We start from the raw sequence: 20,161 nt of genomic DNA on the forward strand, positions 1-20,161 counted from the left end.
CTAGCCTGCCTGATCCGCCACCCAGAGGTCGGTCAGGCCCTTGAAGTGGGCGTGGAACTTGTCCTGCTCGTGCTTCGGGTACGTCGCGACGACCGTCTCGCGCAGCAACCGGTCGAAGTCGGGGCCGGCGACCCATTCGCGGACCCGCAGGTCGAAGTCACCCAGGTGAGCGGCACACCATTCCTGGTACTTCGCGGTCTCGAAGTGCTCGTCCGCGAGGGCCAAATACCCGTCGAGCTTCGCGTCGTAGTCCAGCGACTCGTCGTCGGCGATCTCGAAGTACCGCTCGGTGTGGAGGTCGACCTTGGTGCGGCGGCCGGTGGCGAGTGAGAAGACCGACCACTTCACCAACGCGCTGATCGCCCACGGGAAGTAGTAGTGCAGCGAGGTGACCGCGACGTCGGGGCAGGCGTTGGCATAGTCGATCGGGTACACGTCGTCGCCTGCGACCAGCATCTCGCAGGAGTTGAACTCCCAGCCGAAGAACGCGTTCACGATCCGGCTGATCGCCACCGTCTGGTGCCCGGCCGACGGCGACAGGAAGCCGTGCGAGACGGCGTACCGGTTGTGCATCGGCTCGTCGGGGCGGAAGTCCATCACCATCGTCTCGGCGCCGATCGACAGCGCGCGGGCGAACTTGTCGTACTCGACCGTGGCCTGCAGGTGCATCAGCATCTCGTCGGACTCGTCGTACGCGCGGTGCAGGTCGTCACGGTTGTTGATCCGGGACACCCCTCGCCACCCGCCGCCGTCGAACGGCTTCATGTACAGCGGGTAGCCGAGGTCGTCGGCGATCGCGTCCAGGTCGAACGGCCGGTTGTACTTCGCCGACGTGTACGCCCAGCGCACGTTGTCGACCGGGTTCTTGTACGGCACCAGCACGGTCCGCGGGATCTTCAGCCCGAGCCGCAGCATCGCGCAGTACGCCGAGTGTTTCTCCATCGACTGGAACGTGAACGGGGAGTTCAGCAGGTATGTGCCGTTCATCAGCGCGGCCTTCTTCAGCCACTCGCGCGGGTGGTAGTACCAGTACGCGAGCCGGTCGATCACCAGCCCGACCCGGACCGGATCGTTGAGGTCGAACGGCTCGATGGTCAGCCGCCGGGACCCGAACTCGTGCTCGCCCCCGTCCAGCGACACCGGCCCGACCCGCTGCAGCAACGCCTCGAACGCCTGCGGCCAGTCCTCCTCTGCGCCCAGCAACAACCCGATCAGATGACGCGAACGGTCAGACACAAGATCTCCTACAGATCGGGGAAAGGGAAGGAAAGAAAAGAGGGGGGTGGGGAGGGAAATCTCCTAACAGAATCGGGGCAGATGATGGGCGAGCTGCTGCTGCCACCACGGCCAGTCGTGTGCTACGTCGTACCCCCACAGGTCCAGCTCATGCGGGATGCCCTTCTCGGTCAGCGCCTTGTCGGTCGCGCGCGCCGACGGCAACGAGCCCGTCGGATTCGTCTCCCAGTCACCCTGACCCACCGTGAGCAGGATGAACAGACGCTTCCGCAACCAGTCGAGGTGCTCACCGGACAGGTTGGGCAGGTAGTCGGCCGGATTGTTGAAGTACGTCGCGTCGCCGCGCTCGCCCCACGCGTGCCAGCTGCTCGCGTCGTAGTTCCCGCTCTGACAGATCGCGACCGGGAACAGGTCGGCCCGCTTGAACGCGAAGTTCAACGCGTGAAAAGCACCCAGGCTGCAGCCGGTTGTGATGATGTCGCTGACCCCGGGTGAGTCGGCCCCGATCGCCGGGACGACCTGGTTCACGATCCAGGACTCGTACAGCTCGTGCCGGCGGGCGCGGTCCTCGAGCTGGATGCTCCGGTCGGACCAGCTGACGTGGTCGTAGGAGTCGACGCAGTACAGCTTCACCCGCCCGGCCTCGATCAGGTCCGCGACGGCGTCGACCATGCCGTTGTTCTCGTAGTCCCAGGCCCGGCCCTGCTCGCTCGGAAAGACCAGCATCGGGCGGCCGAAATGCCCGTAGCGGATCACTGTTCCGGGGCGATCAAGCCCCGGTGCCTCCAACTCGGCCTGCTCCCGTTCCATCAGCCCCACCCCAGGTCTGCCGCAGAAGATCCGTCAGCTCAGGATGAAGCACATCCCGCCAGGCTGTGAAGTTGTGCATGTCGGGTGTTTCGTCGAGTGTGACCTCGAGGCCGAGCTCGGCGAGCCTTGCGGCCATCACCCGGTTGTTGTGCACGTTCTCCTCGGTGGTCCCGGCGGTCATCCCGACCAGCGGCGTACTCGGCGCCGTGGTTGCCGTCAGCACCTGGTCGACGAACGCCGTCACCTCGGCGTAGAACTCGAACCGGGACTCCTGCGGATCGGTGTCCGGCGTGAAGAACGACCCCGACTGCAGGAACAGCCCGTCGAACGTGCCCGGATGGTTCCACTCCGCATACAGCGCCGCCAGCGCGCCCAGGCTTGCGCCCATCATCACGGGCCGCCTGCTCTTGTACTGCGTTTGCACGGCCGGCACGACGTGCTGCGCAAGGGACACGGCGTACTGCGGGTTCGCGGCGTACCAGAGGTTCCGCGACGTCGGCCGGACCAGCGCGAGCCGAAAGGCCGGCAGGTTCCCGGAGGCGATCATCGCGCCCGCGTAGTGCGTCAGACCGGCGTACGCGGCGAATTCAGGACCGTCGTGGGAGAGCAGCAGTGGCAGCTCGAACGTCGGCGCGATGCCCTCCGGCGCCCAGACCTGCAAGTCGATGGGCCCGACCGGGGCGTCGATCACGAGTGGAGCCAAGGTCGACGCGATCGGCTCGGTCGCGATCCAGGACGGCTCGACGTACCCGGGGAGCGGCAGCCAGGAATGGTCGCCGAACGCGCCGCCGACGACCCGCGGGTTGGTCGGATCGGTCCGCATCCCGAGGTCGGCGATGTCGAACAGGTACTCCATCCGGTGCACCGACGGGCGCGGCAGCCGCAGCTCCCAGCCGTAGTCGACCGGCTTGAACTCGAGCAGTTCGGCGGGGAGCCCGAGCTCCTGCCACAACCGAACGCCGGTGAACGCATGCGGAGCGTCACCGAGGCGGAACACCACCTCGGCTCCCTCGACCGCGCTCACGAAACTGGGCATCCAACCAAGGTACCGACGAAATCACTGACACTCGGTGTCAGTGATGACGTTCTATCGTGGGAACGTGGTCGATCTCACCGATATCCGCGAAATCACCGCGGACCTCCCGCGCAGCTACGAAGTTCTGGTCCGGGACCGGATCAAGTTCCGCGTCGGCCAGATCGTGTACCTCGCGGTCGCCGCCGACGAGCAGACCATCGGCCTCGGTTTCCCGCGTGAGGAACGCGCCGCCGCGCTGGCGGCCGAACCGGACAAATTCCTCCCGCCGCGCCCGTCCGACGAACGGTTCCAGTGGATCGAGCTCAACCTCGCGGCCGTCGACTACGACGAACTCCGCGAGCTGATCCTCGACGCCTGGTCGCTGTGCGTCCCGAAGAAGGTCCGCCGCGAGTACTTCGGTGACTAAAGCAGGGGCTCGCGGCAACGACCTCATCCTCAGGTAGTAGGCCAGAACCGTCCTGAAGGCCGATGGGCGGAACGCCTTCGCGAGCGACTCTGGAAGCATGACTGGGGACTTCCTACCCCGGCGCCAGAAGGCGTCGGTGCTGAGCCAAGCGTTGACCGTAGTGATTCTGCTCGCCGTGGGGGCGGTTGCGCTCTGGTTGTTTCTCTAGGAATCCCAGCGCACGTCGGCTTCGCCCGGCCGGACCACGCCGGCCTCGTAGGCGACGACGACCGCCTGGACCCGGCTCGACAGCCCGAGCTTCGACAGGACCGAGCTGACGTGGGTCTTGACCGTGGTCTCGCTGACGAACAGCTTCGTCGCGAGGTCGCGGTTCGACAGGCCGCGGGCCATCCAGACCAGGATCTCGCGCTCCCGTTCGCTGAGGTTGGCGAGCAGTCCGACCCAGCGCGGATCCGGCTGGGCGGGCGCGGCGTTCGGCGTACTGCCGTCGACCTGGCGCTCGAGCTCCATGCAGCGCTCCAGCAGCACCCGCGTCGAGGCCGGGTCGACCAGGGAGTCGCCGCGGTACACGGCGCGGACGGCTGAGACCAGCAGATCCGGATCGGTGTCCTTCAGCAGGAACCCGGACGCCCCGGCGCGTACGGCGGCCAGCACATAGGCCTCGTCGTCGAACGTGGTCAGCACGAGTACGGCGGGACGTGCGCGTCCAGCCTCCCGGTTGGCCGTCGTGATCCGCTCGGTCGCGACCAGGCCGTCCATCACCGGCATCCGGATGTCCATCAGTACGACGTCCGGGTCGTACTGCTCGATCAGCCGGAGCGCCTCCTCGCCGTTCTCGGCCTGGGCGACCGTGGTCAGGTCCGGCTCGTGATCGAGGATCATCGCCAGCCCCATCCGGATCACGCCCTGGTCGTCGGCGACCAGGACCCGGATCGACTCGTTCAGTTCTGCGGCGGCAGCCATGCCTGCACTCTCCATCCACCCAGGGGGCCGGCCGCGACGGCGAGGGTCCCGCCGACCGCTGTGGCCCGTTCCCGCATCCCGATCAGCCCGTTGCCGCGGCCGCTCTCGCTGCGCCGCGCGGTCTCCAGCACGTTCACCGGCGGCGGTCCGCCGTTCCCGTTGTCGTCGATGGTGAGGAGCTCACCCTGCGGCCCACTCTGCCAGGTCACCCGCGCCGCGGTCGCCTTCGCGTGCACCATCACGTTGGTCAGCGCCTCCTGGATGATCCGTACTGCGGTCAGGTCCGCCGCCGACGTGAGCTGGCGCTGCCGCGGCGGCAGGTCCATCGTCACGTCGATTCCGACCGCCTTCAGCCGCTCGCCCATCCGCGCCACATCGGCCAGATCCGGCACGGGCGCGGTCCCGCCGCCCGACCCGGTGTCGCCGGCGATCTGGGGCGAGGCGGTGTTCAGTACACGGACCGTCTCCCGCATCGCGGTCAGTGCTTCCTTGCCGCTGGCAATGATCCAGCGGATCGCTTCCCGCAGTACTTCGGGGCGCTGGTCGGCCACCCGGTCGGCCGCCTGTGCGCGGATCACGACCGCGCTGACGTGGTGCGAGATCACGTCGTGGAGGTCGCGGGCGATCCGGGTCCGCTCCGCCACGGCCGCCCGCTCGGCCTCGACCGCGCGCAGGCGGACCAGCTCGGCGTTCCGCTGCTCGAGCAGGGCGACGCTCTTGCGGCGTCGCCGGGCGTCGGCGCCCAGCAGCACCATCCCGCAGATCAGCGCCTCCGCGAAGACGAACAGCGACACGTCGATATAGCTGTACAGGCTCGGTACGTCGCGCGGGAGGCTCCGGTAGCGGTCGCCCAGCAAGACGTCTCGGTTCACGTGGCTGAGGACGAACGCCACGACGGTCGGCAGCCCGATCATCAGCCCGGCCAGGCTGCCCATCGTGAAGAACAGGCAGGTGAAGCGCCGTACGCCGGCCGACGCTGCCAGGTAGCCGACGACGAGCAGCGGGACCAGATGGATCTCCGACTGCAGCGCCGCGTCGCTGATCTCGGGCTGGCCGAAGATCGTCAGCCCGACCTGCGCGGCCAGCCCGGTGCCGACGGCGGCGTACAGGAGGGGATAGAGGACTGAGACGATCACGAGCATCGTGCGCGGGATCCGCCGCGCGAACGCGACCGTCGCGACCAGAAAGACGCCCGTCACCACCGAGACGGCCGGGTTGTGGGGGCGGAGTCCGGTGCCGTTGATGAAGTTGAGCGCCGCGATCCAGACCAGGCCAATGACCGCAGCGAGCAACAGATCCTGCTGCCCCTGCGACATCCGCCGCCAGATACCCTTCACTTTAGTGACCCCTCGGCGTCGTGGCTCGGCGCTGCTCGCGCCCAGGCACGCGCCTCCCGGCACTGGCCGAGCGCCCACGATGCTCCGCATCGAGGCCACTCGTCCAGCACCGCGATGCACGCACCTGGACACGAGCATCACTCGAGCCACAACGCCGAGGGGTCACTTGCCCAGCGTAGTCAGCTTGAGTTTGCCGAAGCTTCATCTGCCCGGAGGGGCGGTCTCTCCAACTTTTGGAGGAGGCTCGGCGTCCGAACTGATACTCAGGGGCTAGAGGTGGGGCGCGAGGACGGTCCCTGGGACCGATGTGTCGACCGCGCTGATCCGAAAGGCTGTACCCCATGAGGAACGACCTGCCGCCACGCCGTACCGGCGCGGTGCGGACGCGGTTGCTGTCCGTGATCGGTGTGGTCGGGGTCGGCGCGGTCGCCGGTTCGCTGCTGCTGTGGCACGCGCAGGTCGGGGACTTCCTCGGCCTCGCCGCGGACAAGGAGCCGGTGGTATCGACCGTGAGCGCGCCGGCGATCGGTGCGCCGCCCGCGAGCACGCCGTCGACCAGCACTCCGACGCCGACCCGCCGCCCGACGTACCCGCCGAAGACCCCGTCGACGACTCCTACCAAGAAGAAGACGACGGAGCCGACGACGACGGCGGTGCGGGAGGAGAGCATCAACGGGCTGTCGCCGAAGCTGAAGGCGCGCCTGAAGAAGGCGATGGCGGCCGCGAAGGCCGACGGCATCACGATCAGCATCACCTCCGCCCGGCGCAGCGCGACCAAGCAGCAGCGGCTGCTGAACGCGGCGATCAAGAAGTACGGCTCGTACAAGGTGGCGACCCGCTGGGTGCTGCCGCCGAAGTACTCCGCTCACGTGCAGGGCAAGGCCGTGGACATCGGTCCGGCGGCCGCGATGACCTGGCTGAACAAGAACGGCTGGCGGTACGGCGTGTGCCGCCGGTACGACAACGAACCGTGGCACTTCGAGGCGCTGACCGCGCCCGGTACCAAGTGTCCGCCGCGCGAACCGCACGCGGTCGCCAAGGCTGACTGAAACCCAAGGGGGAACTCACCATGACCATGACCTACGCGCAGCCCCTGACCCGGCGCTACACCCGCGCCCGCCTGGCCGTGCCCGCTCTGTGGCGGCAGGTGATCCGCTCCAGCGAGAAGGGAGACGTGACCGCCGTGCCGGAGCCGGACCGGTCCGCGTACACGCAACTGGAGATCTACGACGGCGTGCTGGCCGCGTTCGACCGCCGCGACGAGGTGGCCGAGGTACTGCGGGCGTCCGCCGACCGCGACACCGCCGTACGACGGCTCCGCGCCCAGTTCGGACTCAGCCACCTGCAGGCGACCGCGCTGCTCGATCTGCCGCTCACGACCGAGTGCCGGGACCGCATCGCGCACCGTGCCGAGGAGCTGCGCAGCGCGCTCGGCCGCTGACCTTCCTCCCCCGCGGCTCGCCGCGAACCTGCGCTGTTTGCGTGTCGTGGGGAGGATGGAAGGGTGATCACGATCGAGCAGGCTGGACGACTGCGCAAGGCCGGGGTGCTGTGGGCGCCGACGGCAGGGGATCGATTCGTCGTGCCGGACCGGGATATGGACGACGACGTGTTCGTGGTGAGCGACATGACCGTCGAGGTGCACGACTACCAGGGCAGCAAGGTGATCGGCTTCAACGGCACCACCGAGTGGGCCCTGGACAGCATCGAGCAACGCGAGGTGATCTGGCTCCCGCGCGAGGAACAACTCCGCGCTCTCCTGGGCGATCACTTCCAGTCGCTGGAGTCGGTCCCTGGCGGCTATCGGGTGAGTTTGAGCGAAAGCACCCACACCGCCGACGACGCCGAACAGGCCTACGCCCAGGCGGTCATCCACTTGCTAGGCGCTTAGGGCCTGTCTGGTGGTCCAGCGCCTACTGCGGGGCACTCGGCACGGCACCTCGCCGCACGGGTACAAAGGGAACGATGCTCCGCATCGACCCCTTCGCCCCCGCGCGCCGATGCACCGCACCGAGCACCTCCTCGCTACGGCGCTGGATCACCAGACAGGCCCTAGCCGAACGTGAAGACGTAGGCCTCTGCACCGGGTGCGAGGAACGTGAGCTCCAGCGTTCGCTCGCCGACTTCACCTTGCTGACGGAAGAGTTGGTAGAGCCGGCCCTCGTCGATGAGACCTTGTCCGTCGGCGGACACGTCGACGCCGTGGGACTCTCCGGGCGGTTGCCCGTTGACCAGCAGCCGGAACGGCACGGGCTCGGCTCCGCGGGCGAGTACGAGGTTCGCGTCGCGGGCACGGAAAGTGAAGGCGATCTGGCCGCCGGCTTTCGTGAGCACCACCCGCTCCTGCTCGACCTCCCAGTCTCCGGCGAGCGCCTGAGATGCGACCCCGCCGCCCCGCCCGCTGCCGAGGTATGTCTCGGGTGTCCGCAGATTGGCCCAGTCGGCGGCCGCCTCCACACCGATGCCCGTGACGCTGGCCGGTTCGCGGTCGATGCCGAGCAGCCGCTGGATCACTCGCTCCGACTGTTCGTAGCGCCCCTCGCCGAAATGGGTGTCACGGATCGAGCCGTTCCGATCGACGAAGTACAGCGCGGGCCAGTAGTGGTTGCTGAACGCACGCCAGACCTCGTACTCGTTGTCGATCACGATCGCGTACTCGATCCGATGCTCCTCCGCGGCCCGGCGTACCCGCGCGACGTCGTGCTCGAGGGTGAACTCGGGGGTGTGCACCCCGATCACGACGAGGCCGTCGTCGCGATAGGCCTGCGACCAGGCCCTGACGTACGGCAGTTGGCGCAGCCAGTTGATGCAGGTGAACGTCCAGAAGTTCACCAGTACGACGCGACCGTGCAACTCATCGGGACCGAGCGGCGCCGAATCCAACCACTCAGCTCGAGCGAGTGACGGCATCCCGATCGACGCGTTCATGACCCACCCCCGACGGATCGTACTGCGGGGGTGTGGTGGTTGGGGAGGTCAGGCTGTGGGCCGCCAGTACTGCTTCTTGTCCTTGTCTTTCACGGTGTAGCCGAGGTTGGTGAGCTCACCGCGGAGTTCGCGGAGGTCGGCTTTGCCCTTGTCGCCTTGGTCGAACGCTTTCGAGCGGACCTTGAGGATGGCGTTGACCGCGGGTGGGAGGTCGGGGTCGTCCTCGATCCAGCGGCGGAACTCGGACTCGTGGGGGTCGCCGGCGTCGGACCACGGATAGCCGTGGGCGCGGAAGGCTGTCGGGATCTGCTTGGCCTCGGACTTCAGTTGGTCGTGCTTCTCGCGAGCCAGCTCGCGCGACGTCGGGTCCTGCAGGACGATCTCCTTGCCGTCCAGGAACGCGACCGCGACCTTCTCCCGCGGCACCGTCACCGTCTTCTGGTTCTTCAGGAACTCGACCGACTGATGGGTGATCGTCACCTTCAGGATGTCGTCGAGCGCCACCGCGGCCAGCAGTACACCGGCGATCAGCCCGACGAGAACGCAGATCGCGACGACCCACCAGCCGTCCCATGCGGCGATCATCTTCAGCACGCCCTGGAACGGCACCCAGGCCCGCCCGGCGGCCCAGTCCGCGATCCGTGGGAGGAAGAACCCGAGCACCAGCCCGAGCAGCGGCAACCCGCCGAACAGCAGCACCTTGTCACCGGCCGAATGCCCGATCACGGTGCGCTGCGGCGTCCCAGTCGTCGACCCCATGAGCCGAACGTAGCGTGACGAGGAGAAACTTAAGTATCAACCGACGACAACCGAAGGAGCCAAGTGGCGGACGGCATCTGGTTGAGGTTCATCAGCGGTCCGGACATCGACGCGCTGGGGTTGACCCGGCTGGAGATCGTCGACGCGGTCGAGGAAGCGGTCCGCGAGCACGGCGAGGGACGTACGGCGTTCGAGCCGCGGGTCCACCTGACGCCGGACAACGGCGGCATCGGCCACTTCAACGTCCTCCGCGGTCATCTCGACGGACTCGGTGAGCACGGGATCAGCGGCGTGAAGGTGGTCGGCGACTTCGTCCCGAACTACCAGAAGGGTCTGCCGAGTGAGCTCGCGATGGCGACGCTGTTCGACCCGACGACCGGTATGCCGCTGGCTGTGCTCGACGCGACGATGATCACCGCGGCCCGGACCGGCGCGATGACCACCGTCGGCGCTCGGTATCTGGCGCGGCGGGACAGCAAGATCCTTGCGCATGTCGGGGCACGGGGTACGGCTTGGTGGAACGTGACGATGCTCGACGATCTGCTCGATCTCGACGAGATCCGGGTGACGTCGCGGCGGCCCGAGTCGCGGGAGAAGTTCGCCGAGGAGTTGTCGGCCGAGTTGTCCACGCCGGTGCGGGTGTGCGCCACCGCCGAGGAAGCGTTCGACGGCGCCGACATCCTTGTCGAGGCGACCCGCCTGACCGAACCCGAACCGCTGCTCCGGACCGCGGCGATCAAGCCGGGAGCCTTCGCCATACCATACGGTACGGTATCCGCGGTCGAGCTGGATCTGGTCGACGTGATGGACAAGGTGGTCGTGGACGACTGGCGCGAGGCGCAGTCCGGGCGGTTCGGGTCGTTGCGGCGGCACGTGGACACCGGGCGGCTGTCGCCGGAGACGTTGTACGCCGAGATCGGCGAGATCGTCGCGGGGCGCAAACCCGGCCGCGAGAACGATGCCGAACGCAACCTTTTCTGGCATCGTGGGTTGTCGTTGCTCGACGTCGCGATCGCCCATCTCATCCTCCGCCGAGCCGAGTCCGCCGACATCGGCACAATGCTCCGCTTCCACTGATGATCAACGAACCCACAGACCTCGACCCCACCAGCCCCAACCCGATCGAGCTGTCGCCGGCGCTGCTCGACCGGATGGCCGCAATTCGTGCTGCTGCTCTGCACACCCTCGAGTCGGGTGATCCGGTGTACGGCGTCAACACCGGCATGGGCAACCTCAGCAAGGTCCGCCTGACCGAGGCCGACCAACGCGTCCACCAACGCAACCTCCTACTAGGCCGAGCCGTCGGCGGCCCACCCTGGTTGTCACCCGAGGAGTCCCGCGCCGTCCTGATCGGCCGCCTGAAAACCTTCCTCAACGGCGATTCAGCCGTCTCCGTCGGCCTCATCCAGCAACTAGTTGCCCTCATCAACAGCGGCTACACCCCCGCCATCCCCACCCAAGGAGCCGGCTCCGCCGGCGAAATCATCCCCCTAGCCCACGCCACCGGCCCTCTGGTCGGCATCGGCTGGCTCCTCCCCCCAACCACCAGCGCCGACTCGGCTGCTGCAGGCAGCACGGGCGTTCCGGGCAGCACGGCCGACGTGGGCGGGTTGCGGGCTGCGGATGGGTTTTTGCCTGCGTTTGAGCTGGGGCCTAAGGAGGGGATTGCCTTGCTTGCGGGGACGCCTGGGGCGGCTGGGCGGGCGGGGTTGGCGGTGGTGAAGGTTCGGCGGTTGGTGGAGCGGTTGAGTGAGGTAGCGGCTGGGGCTGTTGCTGTGGTGGGGGCTAACCGGGATCCGTACGATGCGGCCGCGGCGCGCGGGGACGACGTACTGGCGGCTGAGTTTGCGCGACTGCGAGAGTTGGCCGGACCCGAGCCGGAGCCGCGGAGTCTGCAGGCGCCGGTGTCGTTCAGGGTTGCGGGGCACGTGAATGCTCACGTAAGGCGGACATTGCAGCAGTTGGGCGATGCTGTCGACCGGGCATTCACAGGTGTGTCCGACTCACCGGCGTACCTGGATGGTGACTTCGTCGGCACCGCGGGCTTTCACGGCATCGACCTCGCCGCGTACTGCGATCACCTGACAACCGCGCTGGCCCACGCCGCCGAGGTCTCAACGGCCCGGTTGCACCGTCTACTCGACCCCAGCGTCACCGGCCTGACCGCCCAGCTCGCCCGCGAACCAGGCCCGCAAGCCGGCCTCGTCGCGGTCCACAAACGCGCCGTCGCCACCACCCACCAGCTCCGCCGCCTAACGTTGCCTACGGCAATCAGTACGGCGGAGACGTCCAACGGTCAGGAAGACGTACAGACGTTCTCCTGGGAAGCGGTCGGCAACCTCGCCGAAGCGATCCGCCTGACCCGCGCGACAGTCGCCTGCGAGCTCCTCGCCGTACGCCAAGCCTTCGCGCTTTCAGCAAGAGCGATCCCACCAGGACTGCAGGACCTCATCCAAGCGGTCGACGATGTCGTGCCTCCGATTGACTCCGACCGCCCGTTCGGGGAGGACCTCACCCGCCTGCTGACGGAAGTGCTCTAACCCCGGGCCGGAGATGCAGCTCGACAGTACGTATACGCCCACTGGGCCTGCGGCTGAGCTGGCGCCACGCGTGCGGGCGGGGGTAGCGGACGTATACCTCCTGTCGAGCTGCAGACGCCGCTCGATTGCAGACCCGAGCTGTAGCTGACTCAGCTCTTGCCGGCCAGTGCGTTCTTCAGCATTGGGACGAGCTTTGGCAAGGCGTACTTGATTCCGAGCGGGCCGCCGATCGACATCGCGCTGGAGAACTCGCCGCTCGGTGTCGCGGTGTTGATGACCGGCGCGCCACCCCAGTACGCGACGTGTCCGGCCTTCACCGCCGGCAGTGCGTTCCACACCTTGTCGTTGACGACCGCGGGATCGAGCTTGCCTGAACCGTCCAGCGCGGCCATGAAGATCAGGTCGGCGTCCAGCTTGGGCGTCAGCTCCGGCGAGATCTTCACGTAGAAGTCGCCGTTCTCCATCGCGTCGATCTGCGGGTTGGACTTGAACCCGAGCGAGGTCAGCAGCCGCATCCGCGGGTCGGACGGCAGCCACGCGTTCAGGCTGTCCGCCGAGTACACGCCGGCCGTGATGACCTTGCCGGCGAAGTCCGGGTTCGCCTTCGCGGTGTCGGACACCAGGGTCTCGGTGTCCTTCACGACCTGGTCGCCCGCGGTCGCCGTACCGGTCGCCTTCGCGATCTCGCGGACCTGGTCCTGCCACGGCACGCCGTACACGTTCTTGGTCCCGGCCGGCGCCGCGATCGTCGGCGCGATCGCGTTCAGGGTGTCGAACTGCAACTTGTCGTTGATCGTGTTGATGTAGACGATCAGGTCCGGCTTGAGCGCGGCGATCTCTTCGTACTTCGGCTCCGAGGCCTGGATCAGCTTCGGCGCCGGGCGATCGCCGAGCGCGGACTTCACCCAGCCGCGCACCTGCGGGTCCCCGAACCAGTCGGCGCCCGCGACCGGAATCACGCCGAGCGAGATCGACGCCTCCAGGTCACCACCGCCGAGCGTCACCACTCGCTCAGGCTTGGCCTTGATCGTGGTCGAGCCGAACAGATGGTCGATCGTCACCGGGAAGCCGGCACCGTTGCCGGCCGTGTTGCCGGCGTTGTCGCCGGTGTCCGCGGCGGAGTTCTTGGTGTCGTCGTTCTGGCTGCAGGCGGTGAGTCCGGCGCCGAGCGCGAGTACGGCGACCGCGACGGCCGCGACGGACCGGATACGGGACAGGGCCATGGCGGCTGGTTCCTTCGAAAGTCGGCAGATTTAGGTAAGCCTAACCTCACTTACAGCCGTTTGATCCAGGAGGTTGATCGAAAAAGCCAGCCCGACACGCAGGTGACGCCCAGTCGCAAGTAGCCTGCATCGGGTCTGAGTCGTTGGCTTGGGTGCGCGCGCCTGCACGAAGAGCTGGAGGATTTTTCGAGTGAAGCGGTTCGTGGTACCGCCGAACTGGCCGTCCCCACCCCGTCGCAGCTGGGTCCCACCGAAGACGTGGCGCCCGGATCCGTCCTGGCCGCCCGCGCCGGAGGGCTGGCGCTTCTGGGTCGACGGCAAGGGCAACCCGGTCCGCGGTCCGATCGGTCAGTACGGCGGTACGTCGCGCCGGGTCGTGTACGCCGGTGGCGGCGCCCTTGTCCTGTTCCTCGCGGTCAACCTCTGGGCCGTGACCGCAATCGGCCTGTTCGGCGGCGATTCGGACGACGCAGCGGTGAAGGTCCTCGGCAATCAGTCCCCGTCACCGACCGCCTCATCGAGTACGACGCCACCCGCCGTACCGCGACCGTCGGTCACGCCGCCGCGCGTCCCGACGACGACGCCCGTGCCGACCCACGCGCCGACGCAGCGGCCGACCCAACAGCCAACCCGGCGTCCGAGCAGCACCAAGACCACCGAGCGGACGCCGACTCCCGATCCGACGCGCACGAAGACCAGCACGAAGACCCCGACGCCGACGCGCCCGACCAGCCGGCCGTCGACCCGCGAGGAGATCCTCCGGCAGTACTGCATCGACCACGGCTGGGACCCGTCCCTGTGCGACCCGGACCGGTGGGAAACGCCGCAGCATCCCTGATCGGGCCTTGACGACCGGCGTACCCCGGACGCATTCTTAACCATATGGTTCTGAAACCATCTGGTTCTGAAGTCGTGCTGACCGGCGTCTTCGCCGCGCTCGCCGACCCGACCCGCCGGGCGATCCTGACCCGGCTCAAGGACGGTGACGCGACCGTCGCGGAGCTTGCGGCGCCGTTCAGCATGTCGCAACCGGCCATCTCCAAGCACCTGAAGGTGCTCGAGCAGGCCGGACTGATCAGCCGCTCGCAGCGGGCGACCGCGCGGCTGAGTCACCTCGAGGCCGAGCCGCTCCGCGAGGCGGTCGGCTGGTTGATGGACTACCGCGCGTACTGGGCGGAGAGCTTCAACCGCCTCGACGATCTGCTCGACGACCTGAAGGAGCAGCCGTGAAGATCGTGGCGGAGCCCGGCGTACCGCAGGTCGTCATCGTGCGGGAGTTCAACGCACCGCGGGAGCTGCTGTTCCGCGCGTACACCGAGCCCGAGCTGGTGAAGCGCTGGCTCGGGCCGGCCGACCTCGAACTGGTCGTGAACCAGCTCGATCCGCGGCACGGCGGCCGCTGGCGGTGGACGCACTACGACGGGGACGGCAAGGGGTATGTGTTCCACGGGCTGTACCACGGAGAGCCGACGCCGGAGCGGATCGTGCAGACATACGAGTTCGACCAGGCGCCCGGCACCGTCTACCTGAACCTGATCACCTTCGACGAGGCCGACGGGGTCACCACGCTGACCCAGAACACGGTGTTCTTCGCGGTCGAGGATCGCGACCTGTACGTCGCCGGCGGGATGGAGCGCGGGATCCGCGCGTCGATGCAGAAGCTCGACGACCTCGTCACCGAACTGGCCGAGGAGGCCCACTGATGATGCTCACCGACAAACACGCGATCGTGTACGGCGCGGCCGGACCGATCGGCAGCGCGGTCGCTCGCGCTTTCGCGTCCGAGGGCGCGACCGTGCATCTGGCCGGACGTACGGCGGAACGGCTGGAACGGATCGCTGACGAGATCCGCACCGCGGGCGGGACCGCAGACGTCGCGGTGGTCGACGCGCTCGACGAGAAGTCCGTGGACGAACACGCTGGTTCGCTCGCCCGCATTGACATCTCGTTCAACCTGATCGGCCACCAGCAGTTCTTCGGTACTCCGCTGGTCGACATGCCGCTCGCGGACTTCGAGCAGCCGATCACGACGATGGTCCGCACGTTCTACCTGACCTCGCGCGCGGCCGCGCGACGGATGATCCCGCAGGGCTCGGGCGTGATCCTGACCTTCGGCGGGTACGGCGATCCGGCCGCGAATCTCGGCGGATTCCAGGTGGGCTTCGGCGCGGTCGAGGCGCTACGCCGCGGTCTGGCGCTGGAGCTCGGGCAGCACGGGATTCGCGTTGTCACGCTGCAGACCAACGGGATCCCGGAGGCCGTCCCCGCCGACTTCCCCGAGAAGGCGGCTCAAGCGATCGCAAAACACACCGCCGACAGCACGATGCTCAAACGCGCCGCGACCCTCTCCGACGTCGGCACCCTCGCCGCGTTCGCCGCCTCAGACCTGGCCCGCTCCATCACCGGCACCGCCCTCAATCTCACGGCCGGCGCGGTAGTCAACTAACTCAGAAAGTCGATGACCTGCCCGCGCCCACGCGCTGCCTGGAAGACGGGCCACGCGATCGCAAGATCCTGCCAGGGCAGCCCGACCGGCGCATACACGGTGACCTCGTCATCCGTACGCCGCCCGGGTGCGACACCCGTCAGCACTTCGGTCAACGTCGCGCTCACTTCATCGTTGGACAGCCCAACGTTGCCCAGTGCACCCATCTCCACCGCGAGCCGCCGATCATCAACAACCACCCGCGCCGCATCCAGCAAGTCAGCCGACAACTCCACCTTGCCCGGTTCGTCGGCTCCCAATGTGGTGAGGTGCAGCCCGGGCCGCGCATCCGCCAACGTCAGCAAGGCTTCCCGTGACCAAGTAGCCAACACAACAACGTCCGTCTGCGCAGCGACCTCCTGCGGCGAGTTCGCCACGCTGCCCGGAATCCCTTGCTGAGCGAGGAATCGGATCGCCCGCTCAGGATCGACGTCGTGGACGACGAGCCGGCCGACACCACGCAGCGCAGCCAGCCCGGCAACCACCATTGCGGCCTGCACCCCCGCCCCGATCACCCCGACCACCCCGGCCCTCGCCGCGCCGACCCCGGCTCCGAACCCGGCCCCGGCTCCGACCCCGGCCCCGACCCCGGCCCCGGCCCCGATCCCGGCCCCGGCCCCGATCCCGGCCCCGGCTTCGACTCCGGCCCCGGCCGTGCCGGCTTCTGCGGCGTCCGGGCTCGCTTCGGGGCGGGCGAGGAGGTCGGTTGCGAGCGCGGCGGCCAGGCCGGTTCGCCAGCTCGTGATGGTGGTGGAGTCCATGACGGCCAGGAGGGTGCCGTCGGTGAGGTCGTGCAGGCAGACGATGCCGCGGAGGGCAGGGGAGGCAGCGGGGAACTTCGCGTTGACCTTCACGGTGTAGGCGGGGATGCCGGGGATGAGGCCCGGAAGCAAAGTGGTCGCTGTGCCTGGGCCGGGGAGGTCCGTGCGGATTCTCAGGGGTTCTATGGCGGCGGAGTGGACGAAGCCGGCGCGCAGGGCATCCAGGGCGGCTGGGATATTGAGTGCCGCGAGGATGTCGGAGCGGGTGAGGAGGAGTGTCATCAGACGATGTTTCTTTCGGCGCGGTTTGCGGAGTGGGCGAAGCGGCGCGCGTCTAGAGGGCTGATGTCGACGAAAGGCTTGCGGCCGAGGTACAGGTCTCGGATGACCTCGCCGACCGCGGGGCCTTGGAGGAAGCCGTGGCCGGAGAAGCCGGTGGCGTAGAGGAAACGGGAGACGTGGTCGGCCTCGCCGATCAGGGCATTGTGGTCGGGGGTGATCTCGTACAGGCCGGCCCAGCCGCCGGTGAGGCCGACGTCCAGGAGCGACGGTGCACGCCGGGCCATCACTTCGGTCAGGCGCGGGATCCAGGTGTCGGTCCGGTTCACCGAGAATCCAGGCTCCTCGTCGGGATCGGACAGGCCGACCAGCAGGCCAGGACCCTCGCGATGGAAGTAGAACGTGCTGCCGAAGTCGATCGTCATCGGCAAGCCGGCCGGGAGATCGGGGATCGCCTCGGTCACCACGATCTGCCGCCGCAGAGGAGTGACCGGCAACTCGACCCCGACCGACGCGGCAAGACCCTCGGACCACGCACCGGCCGCACAGATCACCGTGCCCGTACGGACAGTACCCAGACTGGTCCGCACCGCAGTCAAATGGTTGCCGACAGCATCGATCCCGACAACCTCGCAGCCGGTCAGCAACGTCGCGCCGAGTCGGCGGGCGGCGGTCGCATACCCGAGTACGACGGACTCCGGCGTACAGTGCCCGCCCGTCGGTGAGAAACACGCGCCGACCAACCCGTCGGGCGCGACGATCGGCGCAAGCGCGACCGCTTCGTCGACCGAGATCATCCGCGTCGGTTGGCCGAGCGTGTTCTGCAGCTGCGTGCTCTCGCGGAACTGCTCGACCTGCTCGCCGGTCTCCAGCAGGAACAGATACCCGACCCGATGCAGGTCGATCTCCTGCCCCGGCCGTTCCCCGAACCGCGCGAATGCCTCCAGACTGCGAGCACCGAGCGCGATGTTCACCGAGTCGGAGAAATTTGCCCGTACGCCACCCGCCGCCTTACACGTCGACCCCGAGCCGAGCTGATCCTTCTCCAGCAGCAGAACGCGTTCGACCCCGGCCTCGGCCAGATGGAACGCGATACTCGTCCCCATCACCCCGCCGCCGACGATCACCACGTCGGCGGACTCGGGGAGACCGGTCCGGTCCGGGGCTTGAACAGGCTGCCGGGGGTCGACAGAGGTTATTGCTTGTGTCGACCCCCGGTTTCCTGTGTCAGGCTCCGACGCGGCGCTCACGGGAGTTGGAAGGACAAGTCGGCCTCTACCGTCTCCGTGTCCATCTGGGCTTTCTGGAGTTTGCCGGAGTAGTCCCAGTTCATCGACTGCCAGCGGGTGAACTGGTCCAGCACCCAGATCCCGCTCTGCCGCGACCCGTTGCCCGACTTCCCGTTCCCGCCGAAGGGCAGATGCGCTTCCGCCCCGGAGGTCGAGTTGTTCACGCTCACCATCCCGGCCGAGATCCCCTGCGCGAACCGGAACGCCTTGTTCGGGTCGGTCGTGTAGATCGAGCTCGACAAGCCGTACCCCGACTTGTTGCCCAGAGCAATCGCTTCGTCCAGCTCGGAGTACGGCGTGACCCCGACGATCGGGCCGAACGTCTCGTTCAGGAACAGCTCGTCGTCCGGCTGGACCCCCGCGACGACGACCGGGTGATAGAACAGCCCGTCCGACGGATCGCCGACGAACCCGGTCCGCGGATTGTCCGCGGTGACCCGCCCGGTCCGCCCGAGCACCCGGTGATGCGGCTCGATCCATCCCAGCGACTTCTCGAACCCGGCCGCGAACTTCTCGTCCAGCAACGGCCCGAACAACACGTCCTGCGCCGGATCGCCCATCGCCGCCTCGCCGACAGCGGAAGCGAACCGGTCGAGGAACTCCTCATGGACCGACCGATGCACGATCACCGTGCCGAGGGACGTGCACCGCTGTCCCGCCGTACCGAAGCCGGAGAACAGCGCGCCCTCCACGGCCAGGTCGAGGTTCGCGTCCTCGGTGATCACCATCGGGTTCTTGCCGCCGAGCTCGAGGCACGGCGTCTGCAGATGCCGCCCGCACAGCTCACCGATCCGCTCGCCGACGACGCTCGACCCGGTGAAACCGACCTTGTTGATCAGCCCGGCCTGCAACGCCTGCTCGAGACCCGTGAATGTGTCCGACCCGTCGGCGTACACGACGTTGAAGACTCCGGCCGGTACGCCGGAATGCGCGAAGATCTCGTAGAACGCGTCCGACACGACCGCGGAGTACTCCGCCGGCTTCCAGACGACTGTGTTGCCGCAGAGCAACGCCGGCACGATGTACCAGGACGGGACCGCGACCGGGAAGTTGCCGGCCGTGATCACCGCGACCGTCCCGACCGGACGGCGGAACGTGAACAGCTGCTTGTCCGGCATCTCCGACGGCACTGTCTGCCCGTACAGCCGCCGGCCCTCGCCGAGGAAGAAGTCGCAGGTGTCGATGATTTCCTGCACCTCGCCCAGCGCCTCGGCGAGAGGCTTGCCGATCTCGGCCGTGACGAGCGCGGCGAGCCTCTCCTTGTTCAGAGTCATCAGCCGGCCGACGTTCGAGATCACCTGCCCGCGCTGCGGCGCCGGTGTCGCGGCCCAGGCGGCCTGTGCGGAATGCGCGACCGAGGTGGCCCGGACGAACACCTCCGGCCCGGCGCTACCGACCGTCCCGACGACCTCGCTCAACCGGGCGGGATTGGTCGACGGAGTACGTCGTACCGCGTCCGCCACCCGCTCGCCACCGACAACGGACAGGACCTCAACAGCCATGCGGCATCCTCCTCAGTCGTGAGGATCCACCCTAAGCGGCACCCTGTTGTCCGGGTAGAGATCTGGGATCGGGATCGGCATCCGCCACAGGTGCGAGTCCGGGTGGATCATGCCGTGCCGGATTGCGACGTACCTGAGCAGGCGGAGCGGGCCGGCGATCAGGACGAAGGCCAGCGGGAGCTCGACCAGCAGAGCGCTGAGCAGCGCCTGGGTGAGGTCGCCGCCGCGGTGGCTGGTCATCACGTCGAACCAGGCGTCGCAGATCAGCAGCACGCCGGTCGCGAACGCCGTCGGGAACACGAACTGCTTGCGCTTCCAACCGGCAAGTGCGGTCAGCACCATCATCGCGAGGAGCAGGATGTCGAAGCCGACCCACGTGGCGACCCAGTTCCGCGCGACGTAGTGGCTCGGCAGCGTGATCGCCAGATAGACAGTCCACGGGATCAGGGCGGCAGCGCAGACAAGCATCAGCACGGTCCGCCACTTGCGCAGCCGGTCCATGGTTCGCCGGGACGGCATTCCGCCCGGATGGGGCGCCAGCCGCAGGATCAGGTCCCGCCGCTCGGCCGGTGTCATCGCCGCGATCTCTTCGTCGGTCAGCTGCACA

The 20,161-nt window shown here is 68.0% G+C and carries 22 protein-coding genes; 10 read left to right on the forward strand and 12 right to left on the reverse strand.

The window, feature by feature from the left end; translation table 11 throughout:
• The 3 genes from ACQPYH_RS04695 to ACQPYH_RS04705 form a co-directional block, all read right to left on the reverse strand.
• Entirely contained in the window at positions 1-1,236 is a 1,236-nt protein-coding gene (locus ACQPYH_RS04695) for an ATP-grasp domain-containing protein (RefSeq protein WP_432887084.1), read from the reverse strand.
• Between the two features lie 63 nt (positions 1,237-1,299).
• The gene (locus ACQPYH_RS04700; RefSeq protein ID WP_432887086.1) at positions 1,300-2,046 is read right to left on the reverse strand and encodes an esterase family protein; all 747 of its coding nucleotides are present in this window, start codon (positions 2,044-2,046) and stop codon (positions 1,300-1,302) included.
• Positions 2,006-3,082, reverse strand: coding sequence for an alpha/beta hydrolase (locus ACQPYH_RS04705; RefSeq protein WP_432887089.1), 1,077 nt, complete (start codon positions 3,080-3,082; stop codon positions 2,006-2,008). The genes ACQPYH_RS04700 and ACQPYH_RS04705 overlap by 41 nt, the downstream gene beginning before the upstream one ends.
• Before the next feature lie 43 nt (positions 3,083-3,125).
• On the opposite strand from ACQPYH_RS04705, the gene ACQPYH_RS04710 reads away from it, so the two are divergent.
• Complete coding sequence (locus tag ACQPYH_RS04710; RefSeq protein WP_432887091.1) at positions 3,126-3,488, forward strand: MmcQ/YjbR family DNA-binding protein; 363 nt, start codon at positions 3,126-3,128, stop codon at positions 3,486-3,488.
• Between the two features lie 204 nt (positions 3,489-3,692).
• Here ACQPYH_RS04710 and ACQPYH_RS04715 read toward each other — a convergent pair whose 3' ends face one another.
• Both ACQPYH_RS04715 and ACQPYH_RS04720 read right to left on the reverse strand, forming a co-directional pair.
• On the reverse strand, positions 3,693-4,433 hold the full coding sequence (locus ACQPYH_RS04715; protein ID WP_432894337.1) for a response regulator: 741 nt from the start codon (positions 4,431-4,433) through the stop codon (positions 3,693-3,695).
• A complete protein-coding gene (locus tag ACQPYH_RS04720) occupies positions 4,430-5,788 on the reverse strand; it encodes a sensor histidine kinase (RefSeq protein ID WP_432887094.1) in 1,359 nt (452 codons plus the stop codon). The genes ACQPYH_RS04715 and ACQPYH_RS04720 overlap by 4 nt, the downstream gene beginning before the upstream one ends.
• A 341-nt stretch (positions 5,789-6,129) precedes the next feature.
• Here ACQPYH_RS04720 and ACQPYH_RS04725 point away from each other — a divergent pair, with 341 nt between their 5' ends.
• The 3 genes from ACQPYH_RS04725 to ACQPYH_RS04735 all read left to right on the forward strand — a co-directional run bounded on the left by ACQPYH_RS04725 (position 6,130) and on the right by ACQPYH_RS04735 (position 7,679).
• A complete protein-coding gene (locus ACQPYH_RS04725; RefSeq protein WP_432887097.1) occupies positions 6,130-6,837 on the forward strand; it encodes a M15 family metallopeptidase in 708 nt (235 codons plus the stop codon).
• 20 nt (positions 6,838-6,857) lie between these two features.
• Positions 6,858-7,229: a hypothetical protein gene (locus ACQPYH_RS04730; protein WP_432887100.1), complete on the forward strand. Its 372-nt coding sequence runs from the start codon at positions 6,858-6,860 to the stop codon at positions 7,227-7,229.
• A gap of 63 nt (positions 7,230-7,292) precedes the next feature.
• Positions 7,293-7,679, forward strand: a complete 387-nt coding sequence (locus tag ACQPYH_RS04735) for a pilus assembly protein CpaE (RefSeq protein WP_432887103.1) — start codon at positions 7,293-7,295, stop codon at positions 7,677-7,679.
• Positions 7,680-7,840: 161 nt separating this feature from the next.
• Here the strand turns inward: ACQPYH_RS04735 and ACQPYH_RS04740 are convergent, their stop codons facing one another.
• Positions 7,841-8,716 (reverse strand): redoxin domain-containing protein, encoded by an 876-nt coding sequence (locus ACQPYH_RS04740; RefSeq protein WP_432887105.1) that lies wholly within the window; start codon positions 8,714-8,716, stop codon positions 7,841-7,843.
• 48 nt (positions 8,717-8,764) lie between these two features.
• A complete protein-coding gene (locus tag ACQPYH_RS04745) occupies positions 8,765-9,475 on the reverse strand; it encodes a YqeB family protein (RefSeq protein WP_432887108.1) in 711 nt (236 codons plus the stop codon).
• 63 nt (positions 9,476-9,538) lie between these two features.
• Here ACQPYH_RS04745 and ACQPYH_RS04750 point away from each other — a divergent pair, with 63 nt between their 5' ends.
• Positions 9,539-10,552 carry an ornithine cyclodeaminase family protein gene (locus tag ACQPYH_RS04750; RefSeq protein WP_432887110.1) on the forward strand — a complete coding sequence of 338 codons (1,014 nt, stop codon included), beginning with the start codon at positions 9,539-9,541 and terminating at the stop codon, positions 10,550-10,552.
• Complete coding sequence (locus ACQPYH_RS04755) at positions 10,552-12,015, forward strand: aromatic amino acid lyase (RefSeq protein ID WP_432887113.1); 1,464 nt, start codon at positions 10,552-10,554, stop codon at positions 12,013-12,015. Before ACQPYH_RS04750 ends, ACQPYH_RS04755 begins: the two co-directional genes overlap by 1 nt.
• Before the next feature lie 149 nt (positions 12,016-12,164).
• Here ACQPYH_RS04755 and ACQPYH_RS04760 read toward each other — a convergent pair whose 3' ends face one another.
• Positions 12,165-13,238: an iron-siderophore ABC transporter substrate-binding protein gene (locus tag ACQPYH_RS04760; RefSeq protein WP_432887115.1), complete on the reverse strand. Its 1,074-nt coding sequence runs from the start codon at positions 13,236-13,238 to the stop codon at positions 12,165-12,167.
• Between the two features lie 190 nt (positions 13,239-13,428).
• Between ACQPYH_RS04760 and ACQPYH_RS04765 the strand changes: the two genes are divergently transcribed.
• From ACQPYH_RS04765 to ACQPYH_RS04780, 4 genes are read left to right on the forward strand one after another with little or no spacing between them, the layout of a single operon-like run.
• Positions 13,429-14,076, forward strand: coding sequence for a hypothetical protein (locus ACQPYH_RS04765; protein ID WP_432887118.1), 648 nt, complete (start codon positions 13,429-13,431; stop codon positions 14,074-14,076).
• Between the two features lie 44 nt (positions 14,077-14,120).
• Positions 14,121-14,468, forward strand: a complete 348-nt coding sequence (locus tag ACQPYH_RS04770) for an ArsR/SmtB family transcription factor (RefSeq protein ID WP_432887121.1) — start codon at positions 14,121-14,123, stop codon at positions 14,466-14,468.
• Positions 14,465-14,941, forward strand: a complete 477-nt coding sequence (locus tag ACQPYH_RS04775; RefSeq protein WP_363880260.1) for an SRPBCC family protein — start codon at positions 14,465-14,467, stop codon at positions 14,939-14,941. Before ACQPYH_RS04770 ends, ACQPYH_RS04775 begins: the two co-directional genes overlap by 4 nt.
• Positions 14,941-15,684, forward strand: coding sequence for an SDR family NAD(P)-dependent oxidoreductase (locus tag ACQPYH_RS04780; RefSeq protein ID WP_432887125.1), 744 nt, complete (start codon positions 14,941-14,943; stop codon positions 15,682-15,684). The genes ACQPYH_RS04775 and ACQPYH_RS04780 overlap by 1 nt, the downstream gene beginning before the upstream one ends.
• Here the strand turns inward: ACQPYH_RS04780 and ACQPYH_RS04785 are convergent.
• From ACQPYH_RS04785 to ACQPYH_RS04800, 4 genes are all read right to left on the reverse strand, one after another.
• Complete coding sequence (locus ACQPYH_RS04785) at positions 15,681-16,766, reverse strand: ornithine cyclodeaminase family protein (protein WP_432887127.1); 1,086 nt, start codon at positions 16,764-16,766, stop codon at positions 15,681-15,683. The two genes, ACQPYH_RS04780 and ACQPYH_RS04785, sit on opposite strands and share 4 nt — an antisense overlap.
• Positions 16,766-17,893, reverse strand: coding sequence for an NAD(P)/FAD-dependent oxidoreductase (locus ACQPYH_RS04790; protein WP_432887130.1), 1,128 nt, complete (start codon positions 17,891-17,893; stop codon positions 16,766-16,768). The genes ACQPYH_RS04785 and ACQPYH_RS04790 overlap by 1 nt, the downstream gene beginning before the upstream one ends.
• A gap of 116 nt (positions 17,894-18,009) precedes the next feature.
• Positions 18,010-19,554 carry an aldehyde dehydrogenase family protein gene (locus ACQPYH_RS04795; protein ID WP_432887133.1) on the reverse strand — a complete coding sequence of 515 codons (1,545 nt, stop codon included), beginning with the start codon at positions 19,552-19,554 and terminating at the stop codon, positions 18,010-18,012.
• A gap of 12 nt (positions 19,555-19,566) precedes the next feature.
• The gene (locus ACQPYH_RS04800; protein WP_432887136.1) at positions 19,567-20,160 is read right to left on the reverse strand and encodes a hypothetical protein; all 594 of its coding nucleotides are present in this window, start codon (positions 20,158-20,160) and stop codon (positions 19,567-19,569) included.
• Position 20,161: the final 1 nt, after the last annotated feature.

Source organism: Kribbella sp. CA-245084, from assembly GCF_050942355.1.
Lineage (GTDB): Bacteria > Actinomycetota > Actinomycetes > Propionibacteriales > Kribbellaceae > Kribbella.